This window comes from Leeuwenhoekiella palythoae, assembly GCF_900130045.1.
Taxonomy (GTDB): domain Bacteria; phylum Bacteroidota; class Bacteroidia; order Flavobacteriales; family Flavobacteriaceae; genus Leeuwenhoekiella; species Leeuwenhoekiella palythoae.
Genome location: NZ_FQXT01000002.1, coordinates 796,208 through 818,804 on the forward strand (window position 1 = coordinate 796,208; position 22,597 = coordinate 818,804).

The 22,597-nt window shown below is 40.3% G+C and carries 23 protein-coding genes and 1 riboswitch; of the genes, 18 read left to right on the plus strand and 5 right to left on the minus strand.

Annotated elements, in window-relative coordinates; translation table 11 throughout:
* The first annotated feature begins 50 nt into the window (after window positions 1-50).
* The 4 genes from BUA96_RS06980 to BUA96_RS06995 are packed head-to-tail and all read left to right on the plus strand — an operon-like array spanning window position 51 to window position 4,580.
* The gene (locus BUA96_RS06980; protein ID WP_072981631.1) at window positions 51-2,147 is read left to right on the plus strand and encodes a nitrite/sulfite reductase; all 2,097 of its coding nucleotides are present in this window, start codon (window positions 51-53) and stop codon (window positions 2,145-2,147) included.
* Entirely contained in the window at window positions 2,137-2,898 is a 762-nt protein-coding gene (gene cobA / locus BUA96_RS06985) for a uroporphyrinogen-III C-methyltransferase (RefSeq protein WP_072981633.1), read from the plus strand. The genes BUA96_RS06980 and cobA overlap by 11 nt, the downstream gene beginning before the upstream one ends.
* Before the next feature lies 1 nt (window position 2,899).
* Complete coding sequence (locus BUA96_RS06990; protein ID WP_072981635.1) at window positions 2,900-3,484, plus strand: precorrin-2 dehydrogenase/sirohydrochlorin ferrochelatase family protein; 585 nt, start codon at window positions 2,900-2,902, stop codon at window positions 3,482-3,484.
* A gap of 43 nt (window positions 3,485-3,527) precedes the next feature.
* Window positions 3,528-4,580, plus strand: coding sequence for an NAD(P)/FAD-dependent oxidoreductase (locus tag BUA96_RS06995; RefSeq protein ID WP_072981637.1), 1,053 nt, complete (start codon window positions 3,528-3,530; stop codon window positions 4,578-4,580).
* A 1-nt stretch (window position 4,581) separates the two neighbouring features.
* Here BUA96_RS06995 and BUA96_RS07000 read toward each other — a convergent pair whose 3' ends face one another.
* From BUA96_RS07000 to BUA96_RS07010, 3 genes are read right to left on the minus strand one after another with little or no spacing between them, the layout of a single operon-like run.
* Window positions 4,582-4,965: a response regulator gene (locus BUA96_RS07000; protein ID WP_072981639.1), complete on the minus strand. Its 384-nt coding sequence runs from the start codon at window positions 4,963-4,965 to the stop codon at window positions 4,582-4,584.
* The gene (locus tag BUA96_RS07005; protein WP_072981641.1) at window positions 4,965-5,816 is read right to left on the minus strand and encodes a phytochrome family protein; all 852 of its coding nucleotides are present in this window, start codon (window positions 5,814-5,816) and stop codon (window positions 4,965-4,967) included. The genes BUA96_RS07000 and BUA96_RS07005 overlap by 1 nt, the downstream gene beginning before the upstream one ends.
* Window positions 5,817-5,828: 12 nt before the next feature.
* Window positions 5,829-6,416: a carboxymuconolactone decarboxylase family protein gene (locus BUA96_RS07010; RefSeq protein WP_072981643.1), complete on the minus strand. Its 588-nt coding sequence runs from the start codon at window positions 6,414-6,416 to the stop codon at window positions 5,829-5,831.
* 257 nt (window positions 6,417-6,673) lie between these two features.
* Window positions 6,674-6,775: riboswitch (SAM riboswitch) on the plus strand.
* Between the two features lie 149 nt (window positions 6,776-6,924).
* Here BUA96_RS07010 and BUA96_RS07015 point away from each other — a divergent pair.
* From BUA96_RS07015 to BUA96_RS07030, 4 genes are all read left to right on the plus strand, one after another.
* Window positions 6,925-7,938, plus strand: coding sequence for a homocysteine S-methyltransferase family protein (locus tag BUA96_RS07015; protein WP_072981645.1), 1,014 nt, complete (start codon window positions 6,925-6,927; stop codon window positions 7,936-7,938).
* 26 nt (window positions 7,939-7,964) lie between these two features.
* Window positions 7,965-10,697 (plus strand): methionine synthase, encoded by a 2,733-nt coding sequence (metH, locus tag BUA96_RS07020; RefSeq protein ID WP_072981647.1) that lies wholly within the window; start codon window positions 7,965-7,967, stop codon window positions 10,695-10,697.
* 65 nt (window positions 10,698-10,762) lie between these two features.
* Window positions 10,763-11,716, plus strand: coding sequence for a methylenetetrahydrofolate reductase [NAD(P)H] (gene metF, locus BUA96_RS07025; protein WP_072981834.1), 954 nt, complete (start codon window positions 10,763-10,765; stop codon window positions 11,714-11,716).
* 48 nt (window positions 11,717-11,764) lie between these two features.
* On the plus strand, window positions 11,765-12,856 hold the full coding sequence (locus BUA96_RS07030; protein ID WP_072981648.1) for an acyloxyacyl hydrolase: 1,092 nt from the start codon (window positions 11,765-11,767) through the stop codon (window positions 12,854-12,856).
* Here BUA96_RS07030 and BUA96_RS07035 read toward each other — a convergent pair.
* Window positions 12,853-14,478, minus strand: coding sequence for an ArnT family glycosyltransferase (locus BUA96_RS07035; RefSeq protein ID WP_072981650.1), 1,626 nt, complete (start codon window positions 14,476-14,478; stop codon window positions 12,853-12,855). The two genes, BUA96_RS07030 and BUA96_RS07035, sit on opposite strands and share 4 nt — an antisense overlap.
* A gap of 141 nt (window positions 14,479-14,619) precedes the next feature.
* Between BUA96_RS07035 and BUA96_RS07040 the strand changes: the two genes are divergently transcribed.
* The 3 genes from BUA96_RS07040 (at window position 14,620) to BUA96_RS07050 (ending at window position 17,031) form a co-directional block, all read left to right on the plus strand.
* Window positions 14,620-15,372 carry a head GIN domain-containing protein gene (locus BUA96_RS07040; protein ID WP_072981652.1) on the plus strand — a complete coding sequence of 251 codons (753 nt, stop codon included), beginning with the start codon at window positions 14,620-14,622 and terminating at the stop codon, window positions 15,370-15,372.
* A gap of 6 nt (window positions 15,373-15,378) precedes the next feature.
* Window positions 15,379-16,485: an acyloxyacyl hydrolase gene (locus BUA96_RS07045; protein ID WP_072981654.1), complete on the plus strand. Its 1,107-nt coding sequence runs from the start codon at window positions 15,379-15,381 to the stop codon at window positions 16,483-16,485.
* 66 nt (window positions 16,486-16,551) lie between these two features.
* The gene (locus BUA96_RS07050) at window positions 16,552-17,031 is read left to right on the plus strand and encodes a hypothetical protein (RefSeq protein ID WP_072981656.1); all 480 of its coding nucleotides are present in this window, start codon (window positions 16,552-16,554) and stop codon (window positions 17,029-17,031) included.
* A 2-nt stretch (window positions 17,032-17,033) separates the two neighbouring features.
* On the opposite strand, the gene BUA96_RS07055 is transcribed toward BUA96_RS07050, so the two are convergent.
* A complete protein-coding gene (locus BUA96_RS07055; RefSeq protein WP_164916916.1) occupies window positions 17,034-18,143 on the minus strand; it encodes a glycosyltransferase in 1,110 nt (369 codons plus the stop codon).
* Between the two features lie 51 nt (window positions 18,144-18,194).
* Here BUA96_RS07055 and ruvC point away from each other — a divergent pair, with 51 nt between their 5' ends.
* The 7 genes from ruvC to BUA96_RS07090 all read left to right on the plus strand — a co-directional run bounded on the left by ruvC (window position 18,195) and on the right by BUA96_RS07090 (window position 22,581).
* On the plus strand, window positions 18,195-18,749 hold the full coding sequence (ruvC, locus tag BUA96_RS07060; RefSeq protein WP_072981659.1) for a crossover junction endodeoxyribonuclease RuvC: 555 nt from the start codon (window positions 18,195-18,197) through the stop codon (window positions 18,747-18,749).
* A 12-nt stretch (window positions 18,750-18,761) separates the two neighbouring features.
* A complete protein-coding gene (gene hemW / locus BUA96_RS07065) occupies window positions 18,762-19,892 on the plus strand; it encodes a radical SAM family heme chaperone HemW (RefSeq protein ID WP_072981661.1) in 1,131 nt (376 codons plus the stop codon).
* A gap of 63 nt (window positions 19,893-19,955) precedes the next feature.
* A complete protein-coding gene (locus tag BUA96_RS07070) occupies window positions 19,956-20,705 on the plus strand; it encodes a cyclase family protein (protein WP_072981663.1) in 750 nt (249 codons plus the stop codon).
* 2 nt (window positions 20,706-20,707) lie between these two features.
* A complete protein-coding gene (locus BUA96_RS07075; protein ID WP_072981836.1) occupies window positions 20,708-21,058 on the plus strand; it encodes a DUF4260 domain-containing protein in 351 nt (116 codons plus the stop codon).
* 15 nt (window positions 21,059-21,073) lie between these two features.
* Window positions 21,074-21,703: a DUF4230 domain-containing protein gene (locus tag BUA96_RS07080; protein WP_072981665.1), complete on the plus strand. Its 630-nt coding sequence runs from the start codon at window positions 21,074-21,076 to the stop codon at window positions 21,701-21,703.
* Window positions 21,684-22,208, plus strand: coding sequence for a GNAT family N-acetyltransferase (locus BUA96_RS07085; protein ID WP_072981667.1), 525 nt, complete (start codon window positions 21,684-21,686; stop codon window positions 22,206-22,208). The genes BUA96_RS07080 and BUA96_RS07085 overlap by 20 nt, the downstream gene beginning before the upstream one ends.
* Window position 22,209: 1 nt before the next feature.
* On the plus strand, window positions 22,210-22,581 hold the full coding sequence (locus BUA96_RS07090) for an MmcQ/YjbR family DNA-binding protein (RefSeq protein WP_072981669.1): 372 nt from the start codon (window positions 22,210-22,212) through the stop codon (window positions 22,579-22,581).
* The last annotated feature ends 16 nt before the right edge of the window (window positions 22,582-22,597 follow it).

The window sequence follows — 22,597 nt, forward strand, 5'->3', positions numbered from 1 at the left end:
TCCTATTTTTCCGATAGGATTAAAATGAAATAAATAAAAAAATACAAGCTATGCAAAGCTTCAGAACAGAAATAGAAAATCCGGTTGTAGAACGCGACATTATTGAGCTAGAACGCAAGATCAAGCTTTTTAAGGATGGGAAGATAGATGAAGAACGTTTTAGAAGTCTTCGTTTGGCTCGTGGAGTATACGGGCAACGTCAAGAAGGCGTGCAAATGATACGTATCAAATTGCCTTACGGAAAGGTGACCAGCGATCAGTTGTTGCGTATTTCTGATGTTTCTGATGAGTACTCTCGCGGAAAGCTTCACATTACCACACGTCAGGATATTCAGATTCACTATGTGAGTTTAGATAGAACTCCTGAGTTGTGGGCAGAACTTGAAAAGAGCGATGTAACTCTGCGTGAAGCTTGTGGAAACACCGTAAGAAATGTGACGGCGAGTCCTGATGCAGGAATCAACCCTGACGAGGCTTTTGACGCAACGCCTTATGCACACGCTACTTTTCAGTTTTTCTTGAGAAATCCTATTTGTCAAGAAATGGGGCGAAAGTTTAAAATGTCTTTTTCGTCAACTGATGATGATACCGCTTTAGCATTCATTCACGATTTAGGGTTTATTCCAAAAATCAAAGACGGAGAAAAAGGCTTTAAAGTGATGCTTGGGGGTGGTTTAGGATCCCAGCCACGTCACGCAGATGTTTTAACCGAATTTTTGCCGGTAAACCAACTTATTCCAACGATCGAAGGAGTATTACGAGTGTTTGATCGTCACGGAGAACGTTCAAGACGTCTTAAGGCGCGTATGAAATTCTTAATTAAAGACCTCGGTTTAGAAGGGTTTATGGATTTGGTTGCTGAAGAGAAAAAAGCGCTATCCTATAAAACTTACGAGATTGATACTTCGGCTTATGATAAGCCGGTTACAGCACCTTTAACCGAAGCCCCGGAAGTTATTATTGAGGATGTTAAAGCTTATGAAGCTTGGAAAGCAACCAACGTGTTTAAACAGAAACAAGAAGGTCTATACGCTATTGGAATCAAAGTGCGTTTGGGTGATTTTTCAACTGAAAAAGCACGTGCATTAGCGGCATTGATCAAAAAATACGGGGGAGATGAGCTGCGACTTACCCTGCGTCAAAATATATTATTAAGACATATACCGGAAGGGGCAATTCCATTCTTCTACTCACAACTAGCCAACCTAGGTTTTGCCCGTCCGGGATATGAAACAACAACAGATATTACTGCGTGTCCCGGTACAGATACTTGTAACTTAGGGATTGCGAGTAGTACCGGTATCGCAGATAAGCTTGAAGATGTTCTTGTAGAAGAATATCCTGAGTATTTAAATAATAAAGAGATCACTATTAAAATTAGTGGTTGTATGAATGCCTGCGGTCAGCATAATATGGCTCATATAGGTTTTCAAGGTATGTCTGTACGTACGCCAGAAAAATTGGTAGCGCCTGCACTACAAGTGCTTTTAGGTGGTGGAGTTTTAGGAAATGGTGATGGCCGATTTGCAGATAAGGTGATCAAGATACCTAGTAAACGTGGGCCACAAGCCTTACGTGCAATTCTTGATGATTTTAAAGCAAATGCAGGCAGTCAGGATTTCTTGAGTTATTATGATGAGAAGGGACAGCGTTATTTTTATGATTTCTTAAAGCCCCTTTCTGAAACTGATAATCTGGTAGAATCAGACTTCGTTGACTGGGGGAATGATGAAAAATACATTCAGGAAGTGGGTGTAGGAGAATGTGCTGGAGTCGTGATCGATCTTGTGCAAACCTTGCTGCTTGAGGCTAAAGAAAAGCTAGGAAACGCCATTGAAGCCTTTGAAAGTAAGAATTGGGCAGACAGTATTTATCATACTTATGCAAGTCTGGTTAATGGGGCAAAAGCAATTCTATTGTCTGAAAATGTAAAAACCAACACGCAAGCCAATATCATCGCTGAGTTTGATAAAACTTTTGGTGAAGATGCGGTATTAAAAGCTGAAACGTCATTTGCAGATTTGGTTTACCAAATTCAAAATAATGAGCCTACACAGGAATTTGCAGAAGCATACATCGCTAATGCCAATGCATTTTTTGATCGTGTAGATGCGTTCAGAAAAAATCAATTAGCACATGCAAATTAAGAATCCAAAATTAACAGTTGTTGGAGCAGGACCCGGTGATGTAGAGCTGTTTACTTTAAAAGGTATTCGCGCGCTCGAAAGTGCAGATGTGGTGCTGTATGACGCTTTGGTAAATCCAGAATTGTTGGAATATGCTAACAACGCAGAATTGATTTTTGTTGGAAAGCGTAAAGGATGTTATGCCTATCAGCAAGAGCAAATCAATGACTTGATCATTGCCAGAGCTAAAAGTCATGGTCACGTGGTGCGACTTAAAGGTGGAGATCCGTTTATTTTCGGCCGTGGAGCTGAAGAAATGGAGGTTGCCGCAGCAGCCGGACTCGAAGTTGCTATGGTTCCTGGGATTTCTTCTTCGCTAGCCGTGCCTGCGTATCAGAATATACCTCTTACTAAACGGGGGAGTTCAGAGAGTTTTTGGGTAATCACGGGTACTACGCGACATCATAAATTGTCTAATGACGTAAAGATTGCGGCGCAGTCTTCGGCTACCGTGGTTATCTTGATGGGGATGAGTAAACTACCTGAAATCACACAGCTTTTTTGCGAAAGCGGGAAAAAAGATATTCCGGTTGCAATCATTCAGAACGGTACAACACCCGAAGAACGCGTTGCTGTGGGGACGATAGATAGCATTCAGGAAGAAGTTGAAAAGTTAAAGTTGAGCAATCCTGCAATTATTGTTATTGGGGAGGTGGTACGAAATAGAGCCCAATTGCTTAATTTGCAAGTAGAACTTGCGCAAACCTCATAATATGGCTGCTGAGCGAAATAATCTTTATCCGGTTTTTTTAAAAGTACGTAACCTGCAGGTTCTCATTGTAGGTGGAGGTAACGTGGCTTTAGAAAAACTCACGTTTTTGACAAAATCGAGTCCGGATGCGGTTGTGGAAATGGTAGCGCCTTTTTTTAGAGAAGAAACTCTAGAAATGGCAAAAAAGTTTAATGTAAAAATCACAAAGAAACGCTTTACGCGTTCTATGCTTAAAAAGCGCCACGTGGTCATAGCAACTACAGATAGCCCTGCGGTTAATCAGCGTGTGTATAGAGCGGCTAGAAAGCGGTTCTTACTTTGCAATATCGCAGATGTACCTGAACTTTGTGATTTTTATATGGGCGGAATCGTTACTAAAGGAAACGTGAAAATCGCAATCTCTACTAACGGAAAGTCGCCAACGACAGCAAAGCGTTTAAGACAGTTTTTTGAAGAAGTCATTCCCGATAACATTGATGATTTGGTTCAAAATTTGAATGAATATAGAAAAACGATTAAAGGGGATTTTGAAGAGAAAGTTGAAACCCTCAATGAATTTACAAAAGGATTGATTTCCAAAAATTAAAGTTTAAGTTGAATGATGAGCTTCGGCTCAAAGATTAAAGAAGATGATTAAAACAGACATTCTCATTATTGGAGCGGGACCAACCGGACTATTTACTGTATTTGAAGCCGGACTTTTAAAACTGAAGTGCCACTTGATTGATGCCTTGGCACAACCTGGCGGACAATTGGCTGAGATATATCCTAAAAAACCTATTTATGATATCCCCGGATTTCCAGAAGTTGGAGCCGGAGAATTAGTAGATAACCTTCTTGAGCAAGGAAAGCAATTTCAACCAGGTTTTACACTGGGTGAGCGTGCAGAAACAATAGAAAAACAAGAAGATGGTAGTTTTATTGTAACTACTACTAAAGGAACTAAACACCAGGCTCCTGTAGTGGCTATTGCCGGTGGTTTAGGAAGTTTTGAGCCACGTAAGCCGGTTATACCTAATATTCACGAGTTTGAAGATAAAGGGGTCGCTTATATGATCAAAGATCCTGAAGTATACCGTGATAAAAAAGTAGTAATTGCCGGAGGTGGTGATTCTGCATTAGACTGGAGTATCTATCTTGCTGATATCGCAAAAGAGGTGACTTTAGTACACCGAAGAAATGAATTTAGAGGAGCTTTAGATTCTGTTGAAAAAGTTCGTGAGCTTAAGATGCTTGGTAAGATCAACTTGATCACGCCGGCTGAGGTTGTAGGTCTTGGTGGTGTAGATGAACTTAAAGAAGTGGTAATAGAGAAGAACGAAGAGCAAATTTCGGTAGAAGCAGATGCCTTTATTCCTTTATTTGGTCTTTCGCCAAAACTTGGTCCTATTTCAAACTGGGGTCTTGAGATTGAAAAGAATGCTATTGTAGTAGATAACAGCTTAGATTATCAAACCAATATACCCGGTGTTTTTGCCATTGGTGATGTCAATACGTATCCAGGTAAATTAAAGTTAATTTTATGTGGCTTCCACGAGGCAACAATGATGTGTCAATCTGCCTATAAAATTATCAACCCAGGAAAACGCTATGTGATGAAGTATACTACGGTGAGTGGTATAGATGGTTTTGATGGATCAAGAAAAGAAGCAGAGAAAGCAGTTGTGCAGGCTATTGAGTAGTCTACCCTGCTAGATCCAATTTAGATTTAAGGCTTAGAATGGTGTTCTTGGTAAGTGGCTTAGTTAAAAAGTCAATAACCCGAGCATACTTCTGAGCCTTTTCTTTGTCAATACTACTCGTACTTGAAGTGACGATAACTACACGCGTAGGGCGCTCATCTTTTTCAAGAATATCTAAAAACGTCCAGCCGTTAATTTCGGGCATGTTTAAATCTAGAAATATAAGATCAGGTTGGTCTTTGTCTAAATTTGAGAGCGCTGCATTAGGAATGGTGTAGTCAATAATGTGACTAGAGAAACCACTGATCTCTATCAATTTTTTATTGATAAAGTTGGCCATTTTCTGATCATCAACCAGCATCACTTTTAGGGGCTTTGTAGTCATTAGGGTTGAGATGATTTAATATTGATGAGCTCTTTTTCACTTTGAGTGACCACGCGCTGTATAACTTGGTCTAAATGCCCGGAGGCTTCTTTGATTTTTGGTAATATAGAAGAGCGCAGTTCGTCTTGTGGTAAATGTTCAGCCAGTTCGAGTAAGCCTAAAACGCGGCTTAGGGGTTCTCTCAAATCGTGCGCATTCAATCTAGAAAGTTCAAAAAGTTTCTTATTCTTTTGTAGAAGTTCTTCCGTACGTGCTTCAATGACAAGTTGTTGATTGTCATTAATCGCTTTGATCTCTTTGTTTTTACAAGCGATCTCTGTAACCAGTGATTCCAAATGAATATTATTCTGTTGTAAGATCTCGCTTAGGCTGATTTGCCTGTATTTTGACGCAACACTATCGGCTAAAAGATGAACTATATCTACGTCTGAACTACTAAAATACGTGTCATCATCAGAGACAAGAGAAATACAGATCTGATATTCAGAATACGCTAAAAACCAACCCCATAAATTGCCATTATTGAGTTTTACATCTTTAAGGTATTCTGGTAATTCTGTTGAATCAATTGAATTTACAAAGGGAATTTTGTCCTTAAGCAATAGGCGCTCATAGGGTTCAAGATCTTGTTGCTGGGTATGCGTGATCGTTTTGCCGGGGAGGAAAGTATACCCCGCAAGAGATTGCTCATGTAAAATCATGATTTTAAATACCTTGTAGTTAAACAGATATTTTAAATGCCTACTTATGATTTTGCCTAATTCTTCTAGCGACTCAACTTTACTTAAGTTTCCGGAGAATTTAGAAAAGGCTTCATAAGTAATACGATACTTTGCGCCCGAAAGATTCAAAACTAAAGATGATTAGGCCTGAGCTTCCATGAGCTCATTGTCAATTTTAATACCTGAAACATCGGCAAGGGTATTCAGCATATTGACTAAATCAGCCTGCGCCATAAGCTCTTGTATTTCACCTTCGTCAAAGCCTACTTCTTGTAGCTGTTTAAAATCTGCATCGCTTATTTGATTAGCGTGTAAAGCAGCTTTGGTCACGATTTTGATTGCGGTTTTAAAGCTTTCTGGAATAAGAGGGCTTTCCAGGTCTTCTGTCGCTCTAAAACTAGGGTTGTCAGAAATCATAGCGCTCATACTGTCGGCAAAAATACCGTGTGCATGTGCACAATATTCACAATTACGCTCCTTAGAAACTTTGTAGATGATAAGCTGCTTTAAAACATTAGGCACATCTCCCATCATCAGGGTAGACTTCAGCTTGGTCCAGTTTCCATTAAGTAATGTTGCGTTTGAACCTTGACATTTAAACCAATTTAAAACAAAAGGTAATTGTAACGTTCGTTTGGTATCATCATAAATCGCCTGAACCTCGGGAGTGGCATCCTCATAGTTAACGATTTTAAAACGTGATGATTGTGAGGTAGTTGTATTGCTCATAAGCTTAGAATTTGGGTTGTGTAAAGAAACAAAATTTAACTTTTAAATATACATTTTATTATCATTAATTAAATTACTAAAAATCAGAATGTTAGTTGGTTTTTTTAACTTAGTTAAGATTTACAAGTTATTTTTTACTCGTAGTTATAGCGTTCTTCGTCGAAAATCAGACCTAAAAAATGACAATATTTATGCTCTTAAAATTGCATTTTGTCAATGCGATTTACAATATTTGCATCCTAGTTCATTATTTATTGCTGTTATCAAGAAAGGTAGAGGGATTAGACCCGATGAAACCTTAGCAACCCTCCTCTTGGAGAAGGTGCTACATTCTACGCTACATCAGCGATAGATAACAAAAACAAGTCTCATCGGCTTTCCATATGCTTTCTTAATAACCTAATTTTGCAAACTGCTCTAAGATCTAGAGTAGTATTGATTTATACAAGAATGAAAGTTGTGTTTTTAGACCTTAGTAATAGTCTAAAGACTTTTGGAGGAAATGATTATGAGTAAGAATAACATTCAAGAGGAACTTAAAAAGCGCATTCTAATTTTAGATGGAGCAATGGGAACCATGCTTCAGCGCTATAAGTTCACCGAAGAAGATTTTAGAGGAGAGCGCTTTAAAGATTGGCCTACTCCTGTACAGGGTAATAATGATATGTTGAGTATCACCCAGCCCGATGCGATCGCGCAAGTACACGCCAAATATTTTGAGGCGGGAGCAGATATTGTAGAAACCAATACTTTTAGCGGTACCACCATAGCCATGGCAGATTATGGGATGGAAGAATTTGTGTACGAACTCAATTTTGAATCTGCAAAAATTGCCAAGAAAGTAGCGCTTGAGTTTACTGCGCTAGAGCCAGAAAAACCGCGATTTGTAGCAGGAGCTATTGGTCCTACCAATAAAACTGCGAGTATGTCTCCAGATGTAAATGATCCCGGTTTTAGAGCAATTTCGTTTGATGAGCTACGCATTGCTTATAAGCAACAGGCCAAAGCTTTAATTGATGGCGGCGTAGATATTCTTCTGGTTGAAACGGTTTTTGATACGCTTAATGCAAAGGCTGCATTATTCGCGATTGAAGAGATTAAAGAAGAACGTAATATTGAAATTCCGGTGATGGTCAGCGGTACAATTACTGATGCTTCCGGGCGCACCCTTTCCGGGCAAACTGCTGAGGCTTTTTTGATCTCAGTGGGTCACCTTCCTTTACTGTCTGTGGGATTCAACTGCGCTCTAGGGGCAAAGCAACTCACACCATATTTAGAAGTGGTTTCAGGCAAATCTAATTTTGCGATATCGGCTTATCCTAATGCCGGTCTGCCTAATGCTTTTGGAGAATATGATGAGACTCCAGAGGAAATGGCAGCGCAAATTAAAGAATATCTAGACAAACAATTGATCAACATCATTGGCGGTTGTTGCGGGACCACTCCAGAACACATTAGTGCGATTGCACAACTCGTTAAAGAATATAAGCCAAGACCGTTGCCACAGGCTACTAACGCCTAGCGAACGGATACGAATTAAGATTGAATATGGAAGCTGATTTGAATAAAGCTAAAAAGAATGAAACGGCGAGGTTCTTAAGATTAAGCGGTCTAGAACCGCTTATTGTAACTCCTGAAAGCAACTTTGTTAACGTTGGAGAGCGTACTAATGTCGCTGGATCTAGAAAATTCTTAAGACTTATTAATGAAGAAAAGTTTGACGAAGCTTTAGATATCGCTCGTGATCAGGTAGAAGGTGGTGCGCAGATCATTGATATCAATATGGACGACGGACTTATCGACGGAAAGAAGGCGATGGTGACTTTCTTAAATCTTATTGCCGCCGAACCTGATATTTCACGCGTTCCCATTATGATCGACAGTTCAAAATGGGATATTATCGAAGCAGGCTTGCAAGTTGTACAAGGTAAGTGTGTTGTGAATTCTATAAGTTTAAAAGAAGGTGAGGCTGAATTTATTGATCACGCAAAAAAAATAAAACGCTACGGCGCAGCGGTTATCGTTATGGCTTTTGACGAAGTAGGTCAGGCCGATAATTATGACCGTCGTATCGAGATCGTTAAGCGTAGTTATGACATCCTTGTGGACCAAGTTGGTTTTCCGCCGGAGGATATCATTTTTGACTTAAATATTTTTCCGGTAGCAACCGGTATGGAGGAACACCGCCTCAACGCTCTTGACTTTATCAGAGCTACAAAATGGGTGAAAGAAAACTTGCCGCACGCCCATGTAAGTGGTGGGGTGAGCAATGTTTCTTTTAGTTTTAGAGGAAATAACGTGGTGCGCGAAGCGATGCACTCCGTGTTTTTATATCACGCGATTAAAGCCGGGATGAATATTGGTATCGTAAATCCTACGATGCTTGAGGTTTATGATGATATTCCTAAAGATCTTTTAGAACACGTTGAAGATGTGATTCTAGACCGTCGTGATGATGCAACTGAGCGTCTTTTAGATTTTGCCGAAAGCGTAAAAGGAACGGCCAAAGAAAAAACCGTTGATCTTTCTTGGCGAGAAGAACCTTTACAAGATCGTATTACACGAGCCTTGGTAAAAGGTATTGACGCTTATATTCTTGAAGATGTAGAAGAAGCCCGTCTGGCTTCAGAAAAACCTTTGCACGTGATCGAAGGGCACTTGATGACTGGTATGAACGTTGTGGGTGATCTTTTTGGTGACGGAAAAATGTTCCTTCCCCAGGTGGTAAAATCGGCACGGGTGATGAAAAAAGCCGTTGCTTATTTATTGCCGTATATCGAAGAAGAAAAGCTGAAAAACCCGCCGCCGGCTTCAGAAAAAGAGAAGTCCAACCTTGTGTTGATGGCGACCGTAAAAGGCGATGTGCACGATATAGGTAAAAACATTGTAAGTGTAGTTTTGGCCTGCAATAATTATGAGATCATTGATCTTGGCGTCATGGTTCCGCCGGAAAAAATTATTGCTACGGCAAAAGAAAAAAATGTTGATATCATAGGTCTTAGTGGCCTGATCACGCCTTCTCTTGATGAAATGGTTTTTCTCGCAAAAGAGATGAAGCGTCAAGACTTTAAAGTGCCATTACTCATTGGTGGTGCAACCACAAGTAAAGCGCATACCGCAGTTAAAATCGATCCTGAATATCCGGAGTCGGTTGTTCACGTAAATGACGCTTCACGAGCCGTTACCGTAGTTGGCGATCTGCTCAATCCTGATTCTTCAGTAACCTATAAAGCCGGGATCAAAGAAGAATACGCGCTATTTAGAGAGCGCTTTTTAACACGAGGAAAAAAGCGAGATTTTCTAACGATCGAGCAGGCGCGTGAAAATAAATGGAAGTTAGATTGGGATGCTTTTGAAGCGTATAAGCCTAATCAATTAGGAATACAGGTTATTGAAGAGTTTGACCTTGATAAACTTGTGCCGTATATTGACTGGTCGCCGTTTTTCCGCAGTTGGGATCTGCACGGAAAATATCCTGATATTCTGGAAGACGATGTTGTGGGCGCTCAAGCACAAGAATTATTCGCAGATGCAAAGGAGATTCTTAAAAAGATTTTAGACGAAAAATTACTGAAGGCTAAAGCAATTTTCGGACTGTTTCCTGCCAATACGGTCAATAACGACGATATCGAGATTGTCACTTCTGGCGCAGTTGAGAACGAAGAAAAATTCATTTTCAGAACCTTGAGACAACAAAGCAAAAAGGCTTCCGGAAAACCCAATATTGCACTTTCAGATTTTATTGCTCCTAAAGAAAGCGGAAAACAGGATTATATGGGCTGTTTTTGTGTTACCGCCGGTTTTGGGACACAAGAATTGGCTGTCAAATATGAGGCGGAACACGACGATTATAACAGTATTATGGTAAAAGCGCTGGCCGATCGTTTTGCTGAAGCCTTTGCCGAATACTTGCACGAACGTGTGCGTAAGGAGCATTGGGGCTATGCTAGCGATGAAGCCTTAAATAATGATCAGTTAATTAAAGAGGAATATAAAGGGATACGTCCTGCGCCGGGGTATCCTGCTTGTCCTGATCACTTAGAAAAACTAACTATTTGGGATGTGCTTCAAGTGAAAGAAACCATAGGTGTTGAATTGACCGAAAGCTTGGCTATGTGGCCGGCAGCTTCGGTGAGTGGGTATTATTTTGCGAATCCGCAGGCGCGTTATTTCGGGCTGGGGAAAATTAAAATGGACCAAGTAAGTGATTTCGCAAATCGGAAAAATATTGAAACACGCCTCGCAGAAAAATGGCTCAACCCTAATATTTCTGACGATTAACCAAAACAACTAATACAACCAAAACAAAACCTGAAAACACGTTGAAGTGTACCAGGTAGATGCTTATGAAAATTACAGACCACATAAAAAACGCAAACGGGAAGACGTTATTCAGCTTTGAGTTGATTCCGCCTAGAAAAGGAAAAAGCATACAAGAACTTTATAACAATATTGATCCGTTGATGGAGTTTAAACCTCCCTTTATTGATGTTACCACGTCTCGCGAAGAGTTTGTGTATATTGAGAAAGACGGCCTTTTAGATAAAAAAGTGACCCGTATGCGCCCGGGAACTATTGGTATTTGTGCCTCGATCAAGCATAAGTACAATGTTGACACTGTGCCCCACGTGTTATGCGGTGGTTTTACTAAAGAAGAAACCGAGTATCTGCTGGTAGATTGTCACTATTTAGGCATTCACAACCTTATGGCGTTACGTGGTGATGCTATGCGTGAGGAGCAATATTTTAAGCCTACGCCGGGCGGTCACGAGTATGCATTAGGCTTGGTAGAGCAAATTGCTGAGATGAATAAAGGCCGCTACCTTAACGGGATGGTGGAAACTTCAGACTGTTCTGATTTTTGCATTGGTGTTGCAGGGTATCCTGAGAAACATCTGGAAGCTCCTTCTCTAAAAACAGATCTCAAACGACTGAAGCAAAAAGTAGAGGCTGGTGCAGAATACGTGGTTACTCAAATGTTTTTTGACAATAAAAAATACTTCGAATTTGTAGATCTGGTACGTGCAGAAGGTATTGATATTCCTATCATTCCGGGGATTAAGCCTATTGCGGTAAAACGCCATTTACAATTGCTTCCGCAGGTGTTTAAAATAGATCTGCCTCAAGAGTTGATCGATGCGGTTGAAGCGTGTAAAACCAATACCGATGTACGTCAGGTGGGTATTGAGTGGGCGATTCAGCAATCAAAAGAGTTGATGGATGGAGGTGCGCCGGTGTTGCATTATTACTCTATGGGTAAAAGCGATAATATTAAAGCGATCGCTTCAGAATTGTTTTAGATCGAATACTCATAATATTTGATACATTTGCCGGATATCTTTTAGAGAATGAATTACAAGTTTATTGTTGCCTTATTGTGTTTTGTTTCGGTATACAGCCAGGAAGAAGTAAAACCTTATAGTTTTGATCTTAATTATACCTACGGAAGCATTCTCGAGCATAATAAAGATATTTCGCATCTTATAACCGGGCATCCCACGGGTTTTATTTTAGCCTACAACCGAAGAACTTACGGTTTTAATGATTGGGAAGCACGCTATAACTATCCTGATTATGGGTTTTCTTTTGTGTCTCAAGATCAGAAGAATCCATATTTAGGAGAGAATTATGGTTTGTACGGGCATTTTAATTTTTATGCGCTCAACAGGCATTTGATGGTGCGTATTGCACAAGGAATTGCCTTTACCACAAAGCCTTTTGATATTGACGATAACTTTAGAAATAATGCCTACGGATCCACTTTGTTGAGTTCAACATATGTGATGCTCAATTATCAGCAGCCTAATATCATTGATCGTATTGGCTTGCAAACAGGGATTACGCTAGTACATTACTCTAACGCAAATGTGCGGGCTCCTAATGCGAGTACCAATTCTTTTACCTTCAATATTGGATTGAATTACCAATTGGACGATGACGAGTTCCCGGAATATATTCCTAAAGTTAAAAGCCGGTATACTGAGCCCATAAAATGGAATTTAGCCTTGCGTACCGGTGTTAATGAAAGTGATTACATAGGTTTAGGGCGCCGCTCATTTCTGGTGGTTTCTTCCTTCTTAGATAAGCGTATAACGCATAAAAGCAGTTTAATGGTAGGAGCCGATCTGTTTTTGAGTCCGTTTTTAAAAGATCAGATCGAGTATGAATCCATTGCTTTTGCCCAGCAATATGGTACTAAAGGTGATGAAGATTGGAAGCGCGCCGGAGTTTTTGTAGGGCACGAATTGCATTTTAATAAAAACTCTTTCGTGACGCAGTTTGGTTATTATGCCTATTACGATTATGATTTTGAGGGCCGCGTATATTTTAGAGGCGGACTCAAGCGTCATTTTACCGAGAATATTTTTGGAGCGATTACTTTAAAATCTCACGGTGCAAAAGCCGAAGCTGTTGAGTTTGGGATAGGGATCAGACTTTAATAGTGCACGCGCCAGTCGCCAAATGCTTCAACCTCAAAATGCTTGGTCAGATATTCTAAACTATCAGGAATAGGCCTGCGATCTTTTGTGATTATAATATTTGTAGAGTCTTTCAGTAAGCTTTTAAAACGCTCATAGTTGTTTGGATCTCTAAGATCAATGTAGGATTGCGTCCAGCTAGAATCTCTTTCAAATCGCGTATCGCGTAACGACTCGTAATTGGTGTTGGTCACAGTGACGATGCGATCTCCCAAATAAAATGCCGCAGAAGGTAGGCGATAATCGTAGACAATCACTTTGTAATCCTTTGTGTCCTTTCTTTGCTTTTCGATAAAAGCATATTGCGGTTTAAAACTGCGTAATAAGAGTTCGTTTTGAGGTGCAAAACTGAAATACAACAGCAATAAAATGAGTGTTGCCCCTGTACTTAAGGCAAAGAGCCGTGTGCTTTTTGAGGCTTTAGTTTTAAAATTCCACCAGTAGAAATAGCTTCCTATTGCTGCTAGCGCAAGTATGCTAAACCAAATTTTGTATTCAAATGTGGGAATACAGAGCAATTCGATTGCCATTCCGGTTAAAATTCCAAAGCCTACTTTGTAAGTTAGTAGAAAATAGTTTTTTTCGTGTTCTAAGACCTGTTTGTAAACACCGGCAAAAAATAGCGCCAGTAAAGGATACAGCGGTAAAATATAAAAAATGAGTTTTGAAGAAAACAGTGAGAACACCAGAAGAATCGCTAAACAGGAAAATCCTAAAGTTTTGAGTTGTGGAGTGAAAGTTAAGCGCTTCCGCTTTGCGATAAGTACGTAAACAAATGGTACAGTCCAAGGTAGGCAGAGCAATGGCGCAAAAGCAAGGTAATACCAGAAGGGTTTACTGCGTTTAAATTGCGAAGCATCAACACTGCGTTTTACGATTTGATCTTCAATAAAATGATCAAGCAGATTAGGTTTTTCTAAAACAATAGCGATAAACCAAGATGCAGAAATACCCAATAATAAAAGGATGCCTAAAACCGTGTGTTTAGAAGGTTTTATCGGCTCTTTTGTGCTTATTTTATAACAGATCATAAATAGGGCGACGGGTAAAAATGCCACCGGACCTTTGATTAGAAAAGCGATACCTAGAAGCGCGTAGCCCAGATATAAAAAGCCTTTCTTCTTCTTGAGTTTAGCAACAAGAAAGCAGTAAATACTTGATAAAATAAAGGTGTTGAGATAGGCGTCTGTTGTAAGGTTTAAAACACTCGCCAGTACTATAGGAAAGGTAAAATAGATCAGCGCGGCAAAAATTCCGGTTTTGCGATCTTCAAACCAAAGTTTACCCATTTTATAAACAAGCAACAGCTGAAGCAGTAATGCGACCGCTAGAAAAAAGCGTGCTCCAAATTCATTAAAACCAAAGACCTTATAACCAAGAGCCGTTATCGCATAGGTAACGGGCGGTTTATGATAATGGCCTATGCCTAACATTCTAGGATGCAAAAAATCGTTGCTTAATGCCATCTCTCTGCCAATTTCGGCATAGCGAGCTTCACTGCTTTCTGTGAGTCCGCCTTGGCTGATGCCCACGAGCATCACGATAAAGATCGAGGCTAAAACGAAGTAGAATTTTTTCGTCAAAATAAAAACTATTTACAGCGCCAAATTTCAATAAATCTCCTAAAAGGCGGGTTTATATTCTCATTTTATTTTTGAGCTTAAAATATAAATGCGGGGTTCTGCTTCTTTTTGCCGTAATTTGCTCACAAAAGTTGTTGATACATGCAAAAGATCATTTTAGTGCTGTTTATAGTGCTTGTTTCATGTAATTCTGAAAATGCCGAAGATTGCTTTCAGACTTCTGGCGAGACGGTAGAAGTTGAATACGAAGTTCCTGAGTTTACTAAGCTGAGAGCTGAGGCTGAGGTGATCGTGCACATCAAACAGGGCGAGGAGTATAAAGTGCTGTTGCGCACCGGTAAAAATCTGGTAAACGAGGCACTTATTGAAGTGCAAAATGGGGTTTTGGTGCTGCGCAATGATAACCGCTGCAATCTGGTGCGCGAGTATGGCAATTTTGAGGTTTTTGTAACCGTGCCTAACCTTACCGAAATCCGTCATAATTCTTCAAGAGAGATTTACAGCGACGGGACTTTAGTGTTTCCTGAACTGTATTTGGTGAGCAATACTTCGATCAACCTTGATGTGATTTTACGAAAGAATGGGGAGTTTCACTTAGATCTGGATACCGAAAATTTACGCATTGATGCCAATGGTAAAAGTGTGTTTTACATGACAGGAGAAGCTGAAAATATGAATCTCGGGTTTCAAAATGAGAACCCGCGTTTTGAAGGTCGGGATTTTGTGGTTCAGAATATTGATATTTATCACCGCGCTCCCAATAAAATGATCGTGAATCCGCAGCAAAGTTTAACCGGAGTTATCACGGGTACCGGTGATGTGATCGCAGTAAATCGCCCGCCAATAGTAGACGTTGAAGAGCGCTACACGGGCCGATTAATTTTTGAAGATTAACGCTTTATGAGAATTCTTTTTCTTGCTGTCCTGATGTTCTCTTTTGGCCTTAGTGCGCAAGAACTAGATTTTACTGAAGAAAAAAAGCCGGTTTCGCTAGATGCTTCTTTTTTCTATGGAAGCATTCTTGAGCATAATCCTGATATCAATCATTTGATCACGGGACATCCTACAGGTTTTATTTTAAGTTACAACCGAAAAACTTACGGATTTAATGAATGGGAGCGTCGTTATAATTATCCTGATTGGGGATTTTCAATGGCCTATCAGGATCTGCATAACGAATATCTGGGCGAGAATATAAGCTTCTATGGACATTTCAATTTCTATTTTTTAAACCGAAATGCGTATTTCAGGATTGGTCAGGGTGTTGCTATTGCCGGCAGCCCGTACGATCCTGAAACCAATTACATCAACAACGCTTATGGGACCAAATTACTTAGCTCAACGTACATAGCGCTTCAATACAACAAGCAGAATTTGTACAAAGGATTTGGCTTGAATACGGGTTTTACGATCATTCACTATAGCAATGCAAACTTGCGTGCGCCTAATAATAGTACCAATACGTTTGCCTTTAACGTTGGTGTCAATTACAATCTCGATTACGAGGAATTTCCTGATCATATTCCAGAAGGTGAGCGTACAAAATTTACTGAACCTGTTCATTATAATTTGGTTTTGCGTGGCGGGGCTAATGAAAGCGATATTGTAGGGCAGGGGCAGTTTCCATTTTTTGTGGTTTCAGCATTTGCAGATAAACGCATCAATCACAAAAGCACGCTGGTCGCCGGTACAGATGTGTTTTTTGCCTATTTCTTTAAAGAGCTGATCAAGCTTCAGGCTGCATCGTTCCCTGAGTTGGGCGTGAGCGGCGATGAAGATTGGAAACGGGTTGGGCTTTTTATCGGGCACGAGCTGCGCTTTAATAAGGTTGCGTTTGTTTCGCATTTGGGGTATTATATTTATTATCCTTACGAGTTTGAAAACCGATTGTATAATCGCCTGGGGCTGAAGCGTTATTTTACCGATGATGTTTTTGCTGCGGTAACGGTAAAAGCACACGGCGCAAAGGCCGAAGGCGTAGAATTTAGCTTGGGATATCGTTTTTAAAACAGATATTGTTTAGTTTTATACCGCACGTTTTCACATCTTTGTGCAAGATTTTCGAGATTTTACATGTTTAGATTTCTAGTTCTTTTGGCGATTGCCGTTTGCGTAACAGGCTGTAAAGACCTTGAGACCAAAAAAGTGTCTTCAGAGGTTTTGGCAGAAGAAGAACTCAAGGCGATCAATATGAGCGAGGTGGATGAATATCCCTCTTTTGCGAGTTGCGATACGTTAGAAGATCAAAATGCAAGATATCAGTGCTTTAAAACCGAATTGGCACTTAACTTTCAACGACAGCTTTCCAACAAAATGGTGATCGTTGAGTCAGAATTAAACGATACGATCTGGTTGTATTTAAGTATTTCTGAAGTAGGAAACCTGAATATCGACCGTGCTGAAATACCAGATACCATTGCGCTACAACTCCCTGAATTAGAACGCTGGCTTAAAGATAGTCTGGACTCTTTGCCTCAAATTTCCGCAGCAAATAAACGCGGTATTCCTGTAAAAACTGCTTTTAAAATGCCCGTGGTTGTCAAAGTGGACTGATCTCACTTTTTAAAAGTACGCCCTTTCCATACAAAGCTTCCTGTTTGACTTGCAAGTGCAATAAACACTGTAAAAAAGGGATACACAAAAACAACCCAAATCAAATGCCATAGCGGTTTTTTTTGATTGAACTCACGCGCAGTTTGTGTGATTAGAACCACATCAATACCAACTTTCAAAAGTAAAATCCACCCTGCTGAAGCATAAAAAGGAAGCAACAAAACGGCAAGGTTTCCTGTGAAAACAACTATTGAGGTCAAAATGGCAAAGACACTGGTATAGGCGCTGGCTTTTGCGCCCCACCTTTTTCTTTGAGCGATCAGTGCAGCTAAATGCAGCTGAGGAGCTGTGATCACCAAAGCTTTTGAAGTTTTTAGATAACCTACCTGCTTAGCATCATTTTTAATGAATTTTTGCATTAAAAATACATCATCTCCACTGGCGATGTGATCTGTATATTGATATCCATTCAACTGCTGAAATTGGGTTTTAGCAAACGCAAGATTGGCGCCGTTACACATAAAGGCCTGGCCTAAACCAAAACTGCCTATCGTCGCGCCTTGCAGACTTAAAAAATCTAATTGCTGAAAGCTCCCCAGAAGACTGTTTTTTGCATTTGAAAAAAGTACAGGTCCGGCGATAAATTGCAATTCAGATTTTTGAATTATAGCCTGATGATACATAGCTAACCAGCCGGGAGCAATCGTACAATCTGCATCGGTGGTAATGATCCACTCAAATTTGGCTTGTGAGATTCCTTTGGTAAGCGCGTCTTTTTTTGGAGAAGCCGAAAAGCGCTCATTGTCTAAAACTTTTATGTGCAACTTGCTCGTGTTCTGGAATGCTTCAATCACTGCTAAAGAAGCATCGGTAGAAGCATCGTTGACTAAGAGCACCTCGAAATGTTGGTCGTTGTAATTCAGATTATTTAAAGATTCTAATAACGCCTGAAGGTGTTTGGCTTCATTCCTAAACGGAATAATCACCGAAAAGCAGGTGGCGTTTTCAGTAGAAACCTGTTCTGGTAAAAATGGTTTCCATCTAAAAAAACCAACACAAAGTGCGGCAATGAGAATTGTGTATAGGAATATGAAGGCTGCAACAAGGATCACGCTTATAATGTTTAGCTTTGCGAAAGCTTCAAAGATGTAAAAAATTAGCGTTTGAAATCAGAAAAAATCATTTTAGGAATCGATCCCGGTACGACCATTATGGGTTTTGGCCTGATCAAAGTGGTTGATAAAAAGATGCAGTTTATGCAGCTTAACGAGTTGATGCTAAAAAAATATGACGATCCGTATGTGAAGCTCAAACTTATTTTTGAACGTACGGTGGAGCTGATTGATACCTATCATCCTGATGAGATGGCGATCGAAGCGCCGTTTTTTGGAAAAAATGTACAGTCGATGTTAAAACTGGGTCGTGCGCAAGGCGTCGCGATGGCTGCGGGCTTGTCACGCCAAATTCCGGTGACTGAATATCTTCCTAAAAAAATAAAAATGGCGATTACCGGTAACGGAAACTCCAGTAAAGAACAGGTAGCAAAAATGCTACAAAGCCTTTTAGGTTTAAAAACATTACCTAAAAATTTGGATAGTACAGATGGTCTGGCCGCTGCGGTGTGTCACCATTTCAACTCTGGGAAAACCGTTGCCGGCAAAAGTTACACCGGTTGGGAGGCTTTTGTAAAGCAGAATGAAAAGCGTGTAAAAAAGTAGCGATTAGTAGTTATGGCGGGGCTTTACATTCATATTCCTTTTTGCAAACAGGCGTGTCACTATTGCGATTTTCATTTTTCGACGTCGTTAAAAAAGAAAAGCGAACTCGTCAATGCGTTATGCAAAGAAATGGTTCTGCGAAAGGAGGAAATCCGCGGGCCCTTGCAAACCATTTATTTTGGTGGTGGTACGCCAAGTTTATTAGACGCTGAAGATCTTCAGCAGATTTTTAAAACCATTGACGATCATTTTGAGGTAGTAGAAGCACCGGAGATCACACTCGAAGCCAATCCTGATGACCTTACCGAAGCTAAACTTATAATGCTTGCAGCTTCTCGCATTAACCGACTCAGTATTGGGGTGCAGTCTTTTTTTGAAGAAGATCTCAAGTTGATGAATCGTGCGCACAATGCCACTGAAGCTTTACGTTGTTTGCAACTTGCGAAGCAGTATTTTGATAATATTTCGATAGACCTTATTTACGGAATGCCTGATATGAGCGATGCACGCTGGCAAGAGAATCTAGATCAAGCCCTCGCACTGGGTATTCCGCATATATCAAGTTATGCATTGACGGTAGAGCCTAATACGGCGTTACAAAAGTTTATTGAGAAAGGTGTGGTAAAACCGGTTGATGATGCGGTAGCACAACGGCATTTTGAAATTTTGCTCGCAAAAATGGAGCAAGCCGGATTTGAGAATTATGAGTTTTCCAATTTTGGAAAACCGGGTTATTTCTCGCAGAATAACACGGCGTATTGGACCGGGAAGCCTTATCTGGGGATTGGTCCATCGGCGCACAGCTTCGATGGTAACACCCGCAGCTGGAATATCAATAACAACCCTAAATACATAAAAGCCATTGCTGCTGATTCGCTTCCGATAGAGCGAGAAACCCTTTCAACTACAGATAAATATAACGAGTATGTGATGACCGGGTTGCGCACGATTTGGGGAGTTTCGCTAGAAAAGATCGAGAAGGATTTCGGTTTAAAATTTAGAACCTATGTGTTGCAGCAAGCGCAAAAGCATATAGAGGAACATCTATTGTTTTTAGATGATGACCGCATTGTGGTGACTAAAAAAGGAAAGTTTTTAAGTGATGGTCTAGCGAGTGACTTATTTATACTCAATCTTTCCTGAGATTTTACTGTAACAATCTGCGAAAATAGTAACTTATTCAGGTGAACCAGCCAGAACAAGCCTATGCAAGCGAAAATTACTATAAATCAGACTGAATATTCCGTAGACTTTTCAAAACCCATAGACCTGAGCATACCTGTAATTAGCGGTGAAGAAAATCCCGTTGCCTGGTATTTGGAGGCTCCGAAAATAGAACCGGTAAAAGAAGGTAAATGGGTGGCAGCTGTAGAGCAGGGATCTGTGGTGAATTTTAATAATGTATATCTCAATCCGCACGCGCACGGCACACATACCGAGTGTGTAGGGCACATCACCGAAAAGGTACACAGCATCAACGAGCATTTAAAAACATTTATGTTTACTGCGGAAGTGATCACGTTAGTGCCGGAGTCTTTTGCAGACGATTTGGTGTTCACTAAAAAGCAAGTGGCAAAAGCTTTGGCATCAAATACTCCCGAAGCACTGGTAATACGCACGTTGCCTAATACGAGCAGTAAAAAAAGCAGAAAATGGTCGCATACTAATTGGCCCTACCTTATGGCAGATGCAACCGCTTACATAAAAGAGTGTGGCGTGAAGCATTTGCTTATAGATCTGCCTAGTGTAGATCGCGAGCGTGACGAAGGTGTTTTAGCAAGTCATAAGGCCTGGTGGTATACCGGGGGAAAAATACGTTTTGACGCTACAATCACCGAAATGATCTACGTGCCTCATACGGTTAAAGACGGTAGCTATATTCTCAATTTGCAGATCGCCTCTTTTGAGAATGATGCTGCGCCAAGTAAACCTATCCTGTATACTTTAGAGAGCTAATGGTGAAAACACTTCTGAAACTTGAAGAACTCGGCGCGCTGCTTCTAGCGGTATACCTCTTTTCTACTCTGGACTTAAGTTGGTGGTGGTTTATAGGTTTATTCTTTGTGCCAGATATAGGCATGTTAGGCTATTTGGTGAGTCCTAAAGTGGGCGCTTGGTGCTACAATATGTTTCACTTAAAAAGCTTAGGAGTTGCACTTTACTTAATCGGTATTCTTTTAGATTTTGAGTATTTACAGTTGGCAGGGATCATTCTTTTTGCGCACGCTGCTTTTGATCGCATATTGGGTTACGGGCTTAAATATGAGCGTGGTTTTAAGTTTACGCATTTGGGTGAGATTGGCAACTAGCCTTATCTTTGTTTTATGGAATATTTATTCATTGGTTTAGCAATAGGAAGCATTGTAGCCTATTTTATATTCACGCGATTCAACAAAACTAAAAAGCAGCAAAATGCTCAAGAGCAGTCTGTGGTTTTGATGGAAAAAATACGCAGCGTGTGTAAATTCATTACGGTGGAAGGTGACTTCTCTGAGATCTATCACTACCAGAATGTAAAAGATAAATGGCTCAATCTCTTTTTAGGGAGCAAAAAAGCTTTGGTGCTTATTGATGCGAAAGCCTATGTAGGTTTTGATCTGACCAAAATCAAAATGCAGCCCGATATTAAAAACAGGACGATCATTCTAACCGATTTCCCGCAGCCGGAATTGCTCAGCATAGAAACGGATTTTAAATACTACGATAAGAAGGAAGGTTGGGCAAACCCTTTTACATCCACAGATCTCACCGAAATCAACCGCGAAGCCAAACAGCATATTGTAGATAAAGTTCCACAAAGTGGATTGTTTGGCGAAGCATCTAATCAAGCGCTCAGCACGGTCGCTCTGATGGAAAATCTGGTGCAAACCATCGGTTGGAAATTGGATTACAAAGCCTTGGAGACCGCAACAAAACCTCAATTAAAAGACAAGAATGAGTCCAAAGCAATTTAGCGTAAAAGAGGTTCAAGAAAAAGACTGGCCGGTCTTAAAGCAACTGGTCGATGAGGTCTGGCCCGCTACTTTTAAAGATATTCTTTCTGAAGCGCAGATCAGTTATATGATGGAGATGATGTACAGCGTCGCTTCATTAAAAAAACAAACCGAAACCGGCAGCATATTTTATATTCTTTACAGTAATGATGCGCCTTGTGGGTATCTGGCGATCATTCCACAGTATACAAATGAAAAACTTACTACGAGAGGTACAATCACTAAAGTAGATAAGATCTATGTGTTGCCCAAAACACAGGGAACCGGAGCCGGACGATTTTTGATGGATTTTGCTTTCGCGCAAGCTAAAAAAACGGGAGCCCTTGGTGTAACGCTTAACGTTAATCGGGATAACAAGGCTACTTCGTTTTATGAATACTACGGTTTTAAAAATATGTATTCTGAAGATTTTGACATCGGTAAGGGTTATCTGATGGAAGATCATATAATGTATTACCCGTTTTAAGATGAACATCGAATGCTATAGAACCTACTGCCTTAAGAAACTCGGAACCACCGAGCATTTTCCTTTTGATAAAGATACGCTGGTATTTAAAGTGATGGGTAAAATGTTTGCGCTAAGCAGTTTGACGAGTTGGGAAAACGGTGAGCCGCGCATCAATCTTAAATGCGATCCTGAAGAGGCCGTTCTATTACGAGAAAAATATCCTGAGAGTGTGTTGCCGGGATACCATATGAACAAACAACACTGGAATACTGTGGTACTTAATGGGGAATTAACTACAAAAGAGCTACAGGAATTCATTGATCACAGTTACGAGCTCATCGTAAGCAGTCTTACCAAAAAGCTAAAAGAAGAATTAAAAAGGCTGGATTGATTCTGAATATATAGCT

Bases quoted from the DNA above. Each gene is read 5' to 3' on its own strand.
- BUA96_RS06980 (WP_072981631.1), top strand. From the start codon at position 51: ATGCAAAGCTTCAGAACAGAAATAGAAAATCCGGTTGTAGAACGCGAC.
- cobA (WP_072981633.1), top strand. From the start codon at position 2,137: ATGCAAATTAAGAATCCAAAATTAACAGTTGTTGGAGCAGGACCCGGT.
- BUA96_RS06990 (WP_072981635.1), top strand. From the start codon at position 2,900: ATGGCTGCTGAGCGAAATAATCTTTATCCGGTTTTTTTAAAAGTACGT.
- BUA96_RS06995 (WP_072981637.1), top strand. From the start codon at position 3,528: ATGATTAAAACAGACATTCTCATTATTGGAGCGGGACCAACCGGACTA.
- BUA96_RS07000 (WP_072981639.1), bottom strand. From the start codon at position 4,965: ATGACTACAAAGCCCCTAAAAGTGATGCTGGTTGATGATCAGAAAATG.
- BUA96_RS07010 (WP_072981643.1), bottom strand. From the start codon at position 6,416: ATGAGCAATACAACTACCTCACAATCATCACGTTTTAAAATCGTTAAC.
- BUA96_RS07015 (WP_072981645.1), top strand. From the start codon at position 6,925: ATGAGTAAGAATAACATTCAAGAGGAACTTAAAAAGCGCATTCTAATT.
- metH (WP_072981647.1), top strand. From the start codon at position 7,965: ATGGAAGCTGATTTGAATAAAGCTAAAAAGAATGAAACGGCGAGGTTC.
- metF (WP_072981834.1), top strand. From the start codon at position 10,763: ATGAAAATTACAGACCACATAAAAAACGCAAACGGGAAGACGTTATTC.
- BUA96_RS07030 (WP_072981648.1), top strand. From the start codon at position 11,765: ATGAATTACAAGTTTATTGTTGCCTTATTGTGTTTTGTTTCGGTATAC.
- BUA96_RS07040 (WP_072981652.1), top strand. From the start codon at position 14,620: ATGCAAAAGATCATTTTAGTGCTGTTTATAGTGCTTGTTTCATGTAAT.
- BUA96_RS07045 (WP_072981654.1), top strand. From the start codon at position 15,379: ATGAGAATTCTTTTTCTTGCTGTCCTGATGTTCTCTTTTGGCCTTAGT.
- BUA96_RS07050 (WP_072981656.1), top strand. From the start codon at position 16,552: ATGTTTAGATTTCTAGTTCTTTTGGCGATTGCCGTTTGCGTAACAGGC.
- hemW (WP_072981661.1), top strand. From the start codon at position 18,762: ATGGCGGGGCTTTACATTCATATTCCTTTTTGCAAACAGGCGTGTCAC.
- BUA96_RS07070 (WP_072981663.1), top strand. From the start codon at position 19,956: ATGCAAGCGAAAATTACTATAAATCAGACTGAATATTCCGTAGACTTT.
- BUA96_RS07080 (WP_072981665.1), top strand. From the start codon at position 21,074: ATGGAATATTTATTCATTGGTTTAGCAATAGGAAGCATTGTAGCCTAT.
- BUA96_RS07085 (WP_072981667.1), top strand. From the start codon at position 21,684: ATGAGTCCAAAGCAATTTAGCGTAAAAGAGGTTCAAGAAAAAGACTGG.
- BUA96_RS07090 (WP_072981669.1), top strand. From the start codon at position 22,210: ATGAACATCGAATGCTATAGAACCTACTGCCTTAAGAAACTCGGAACC.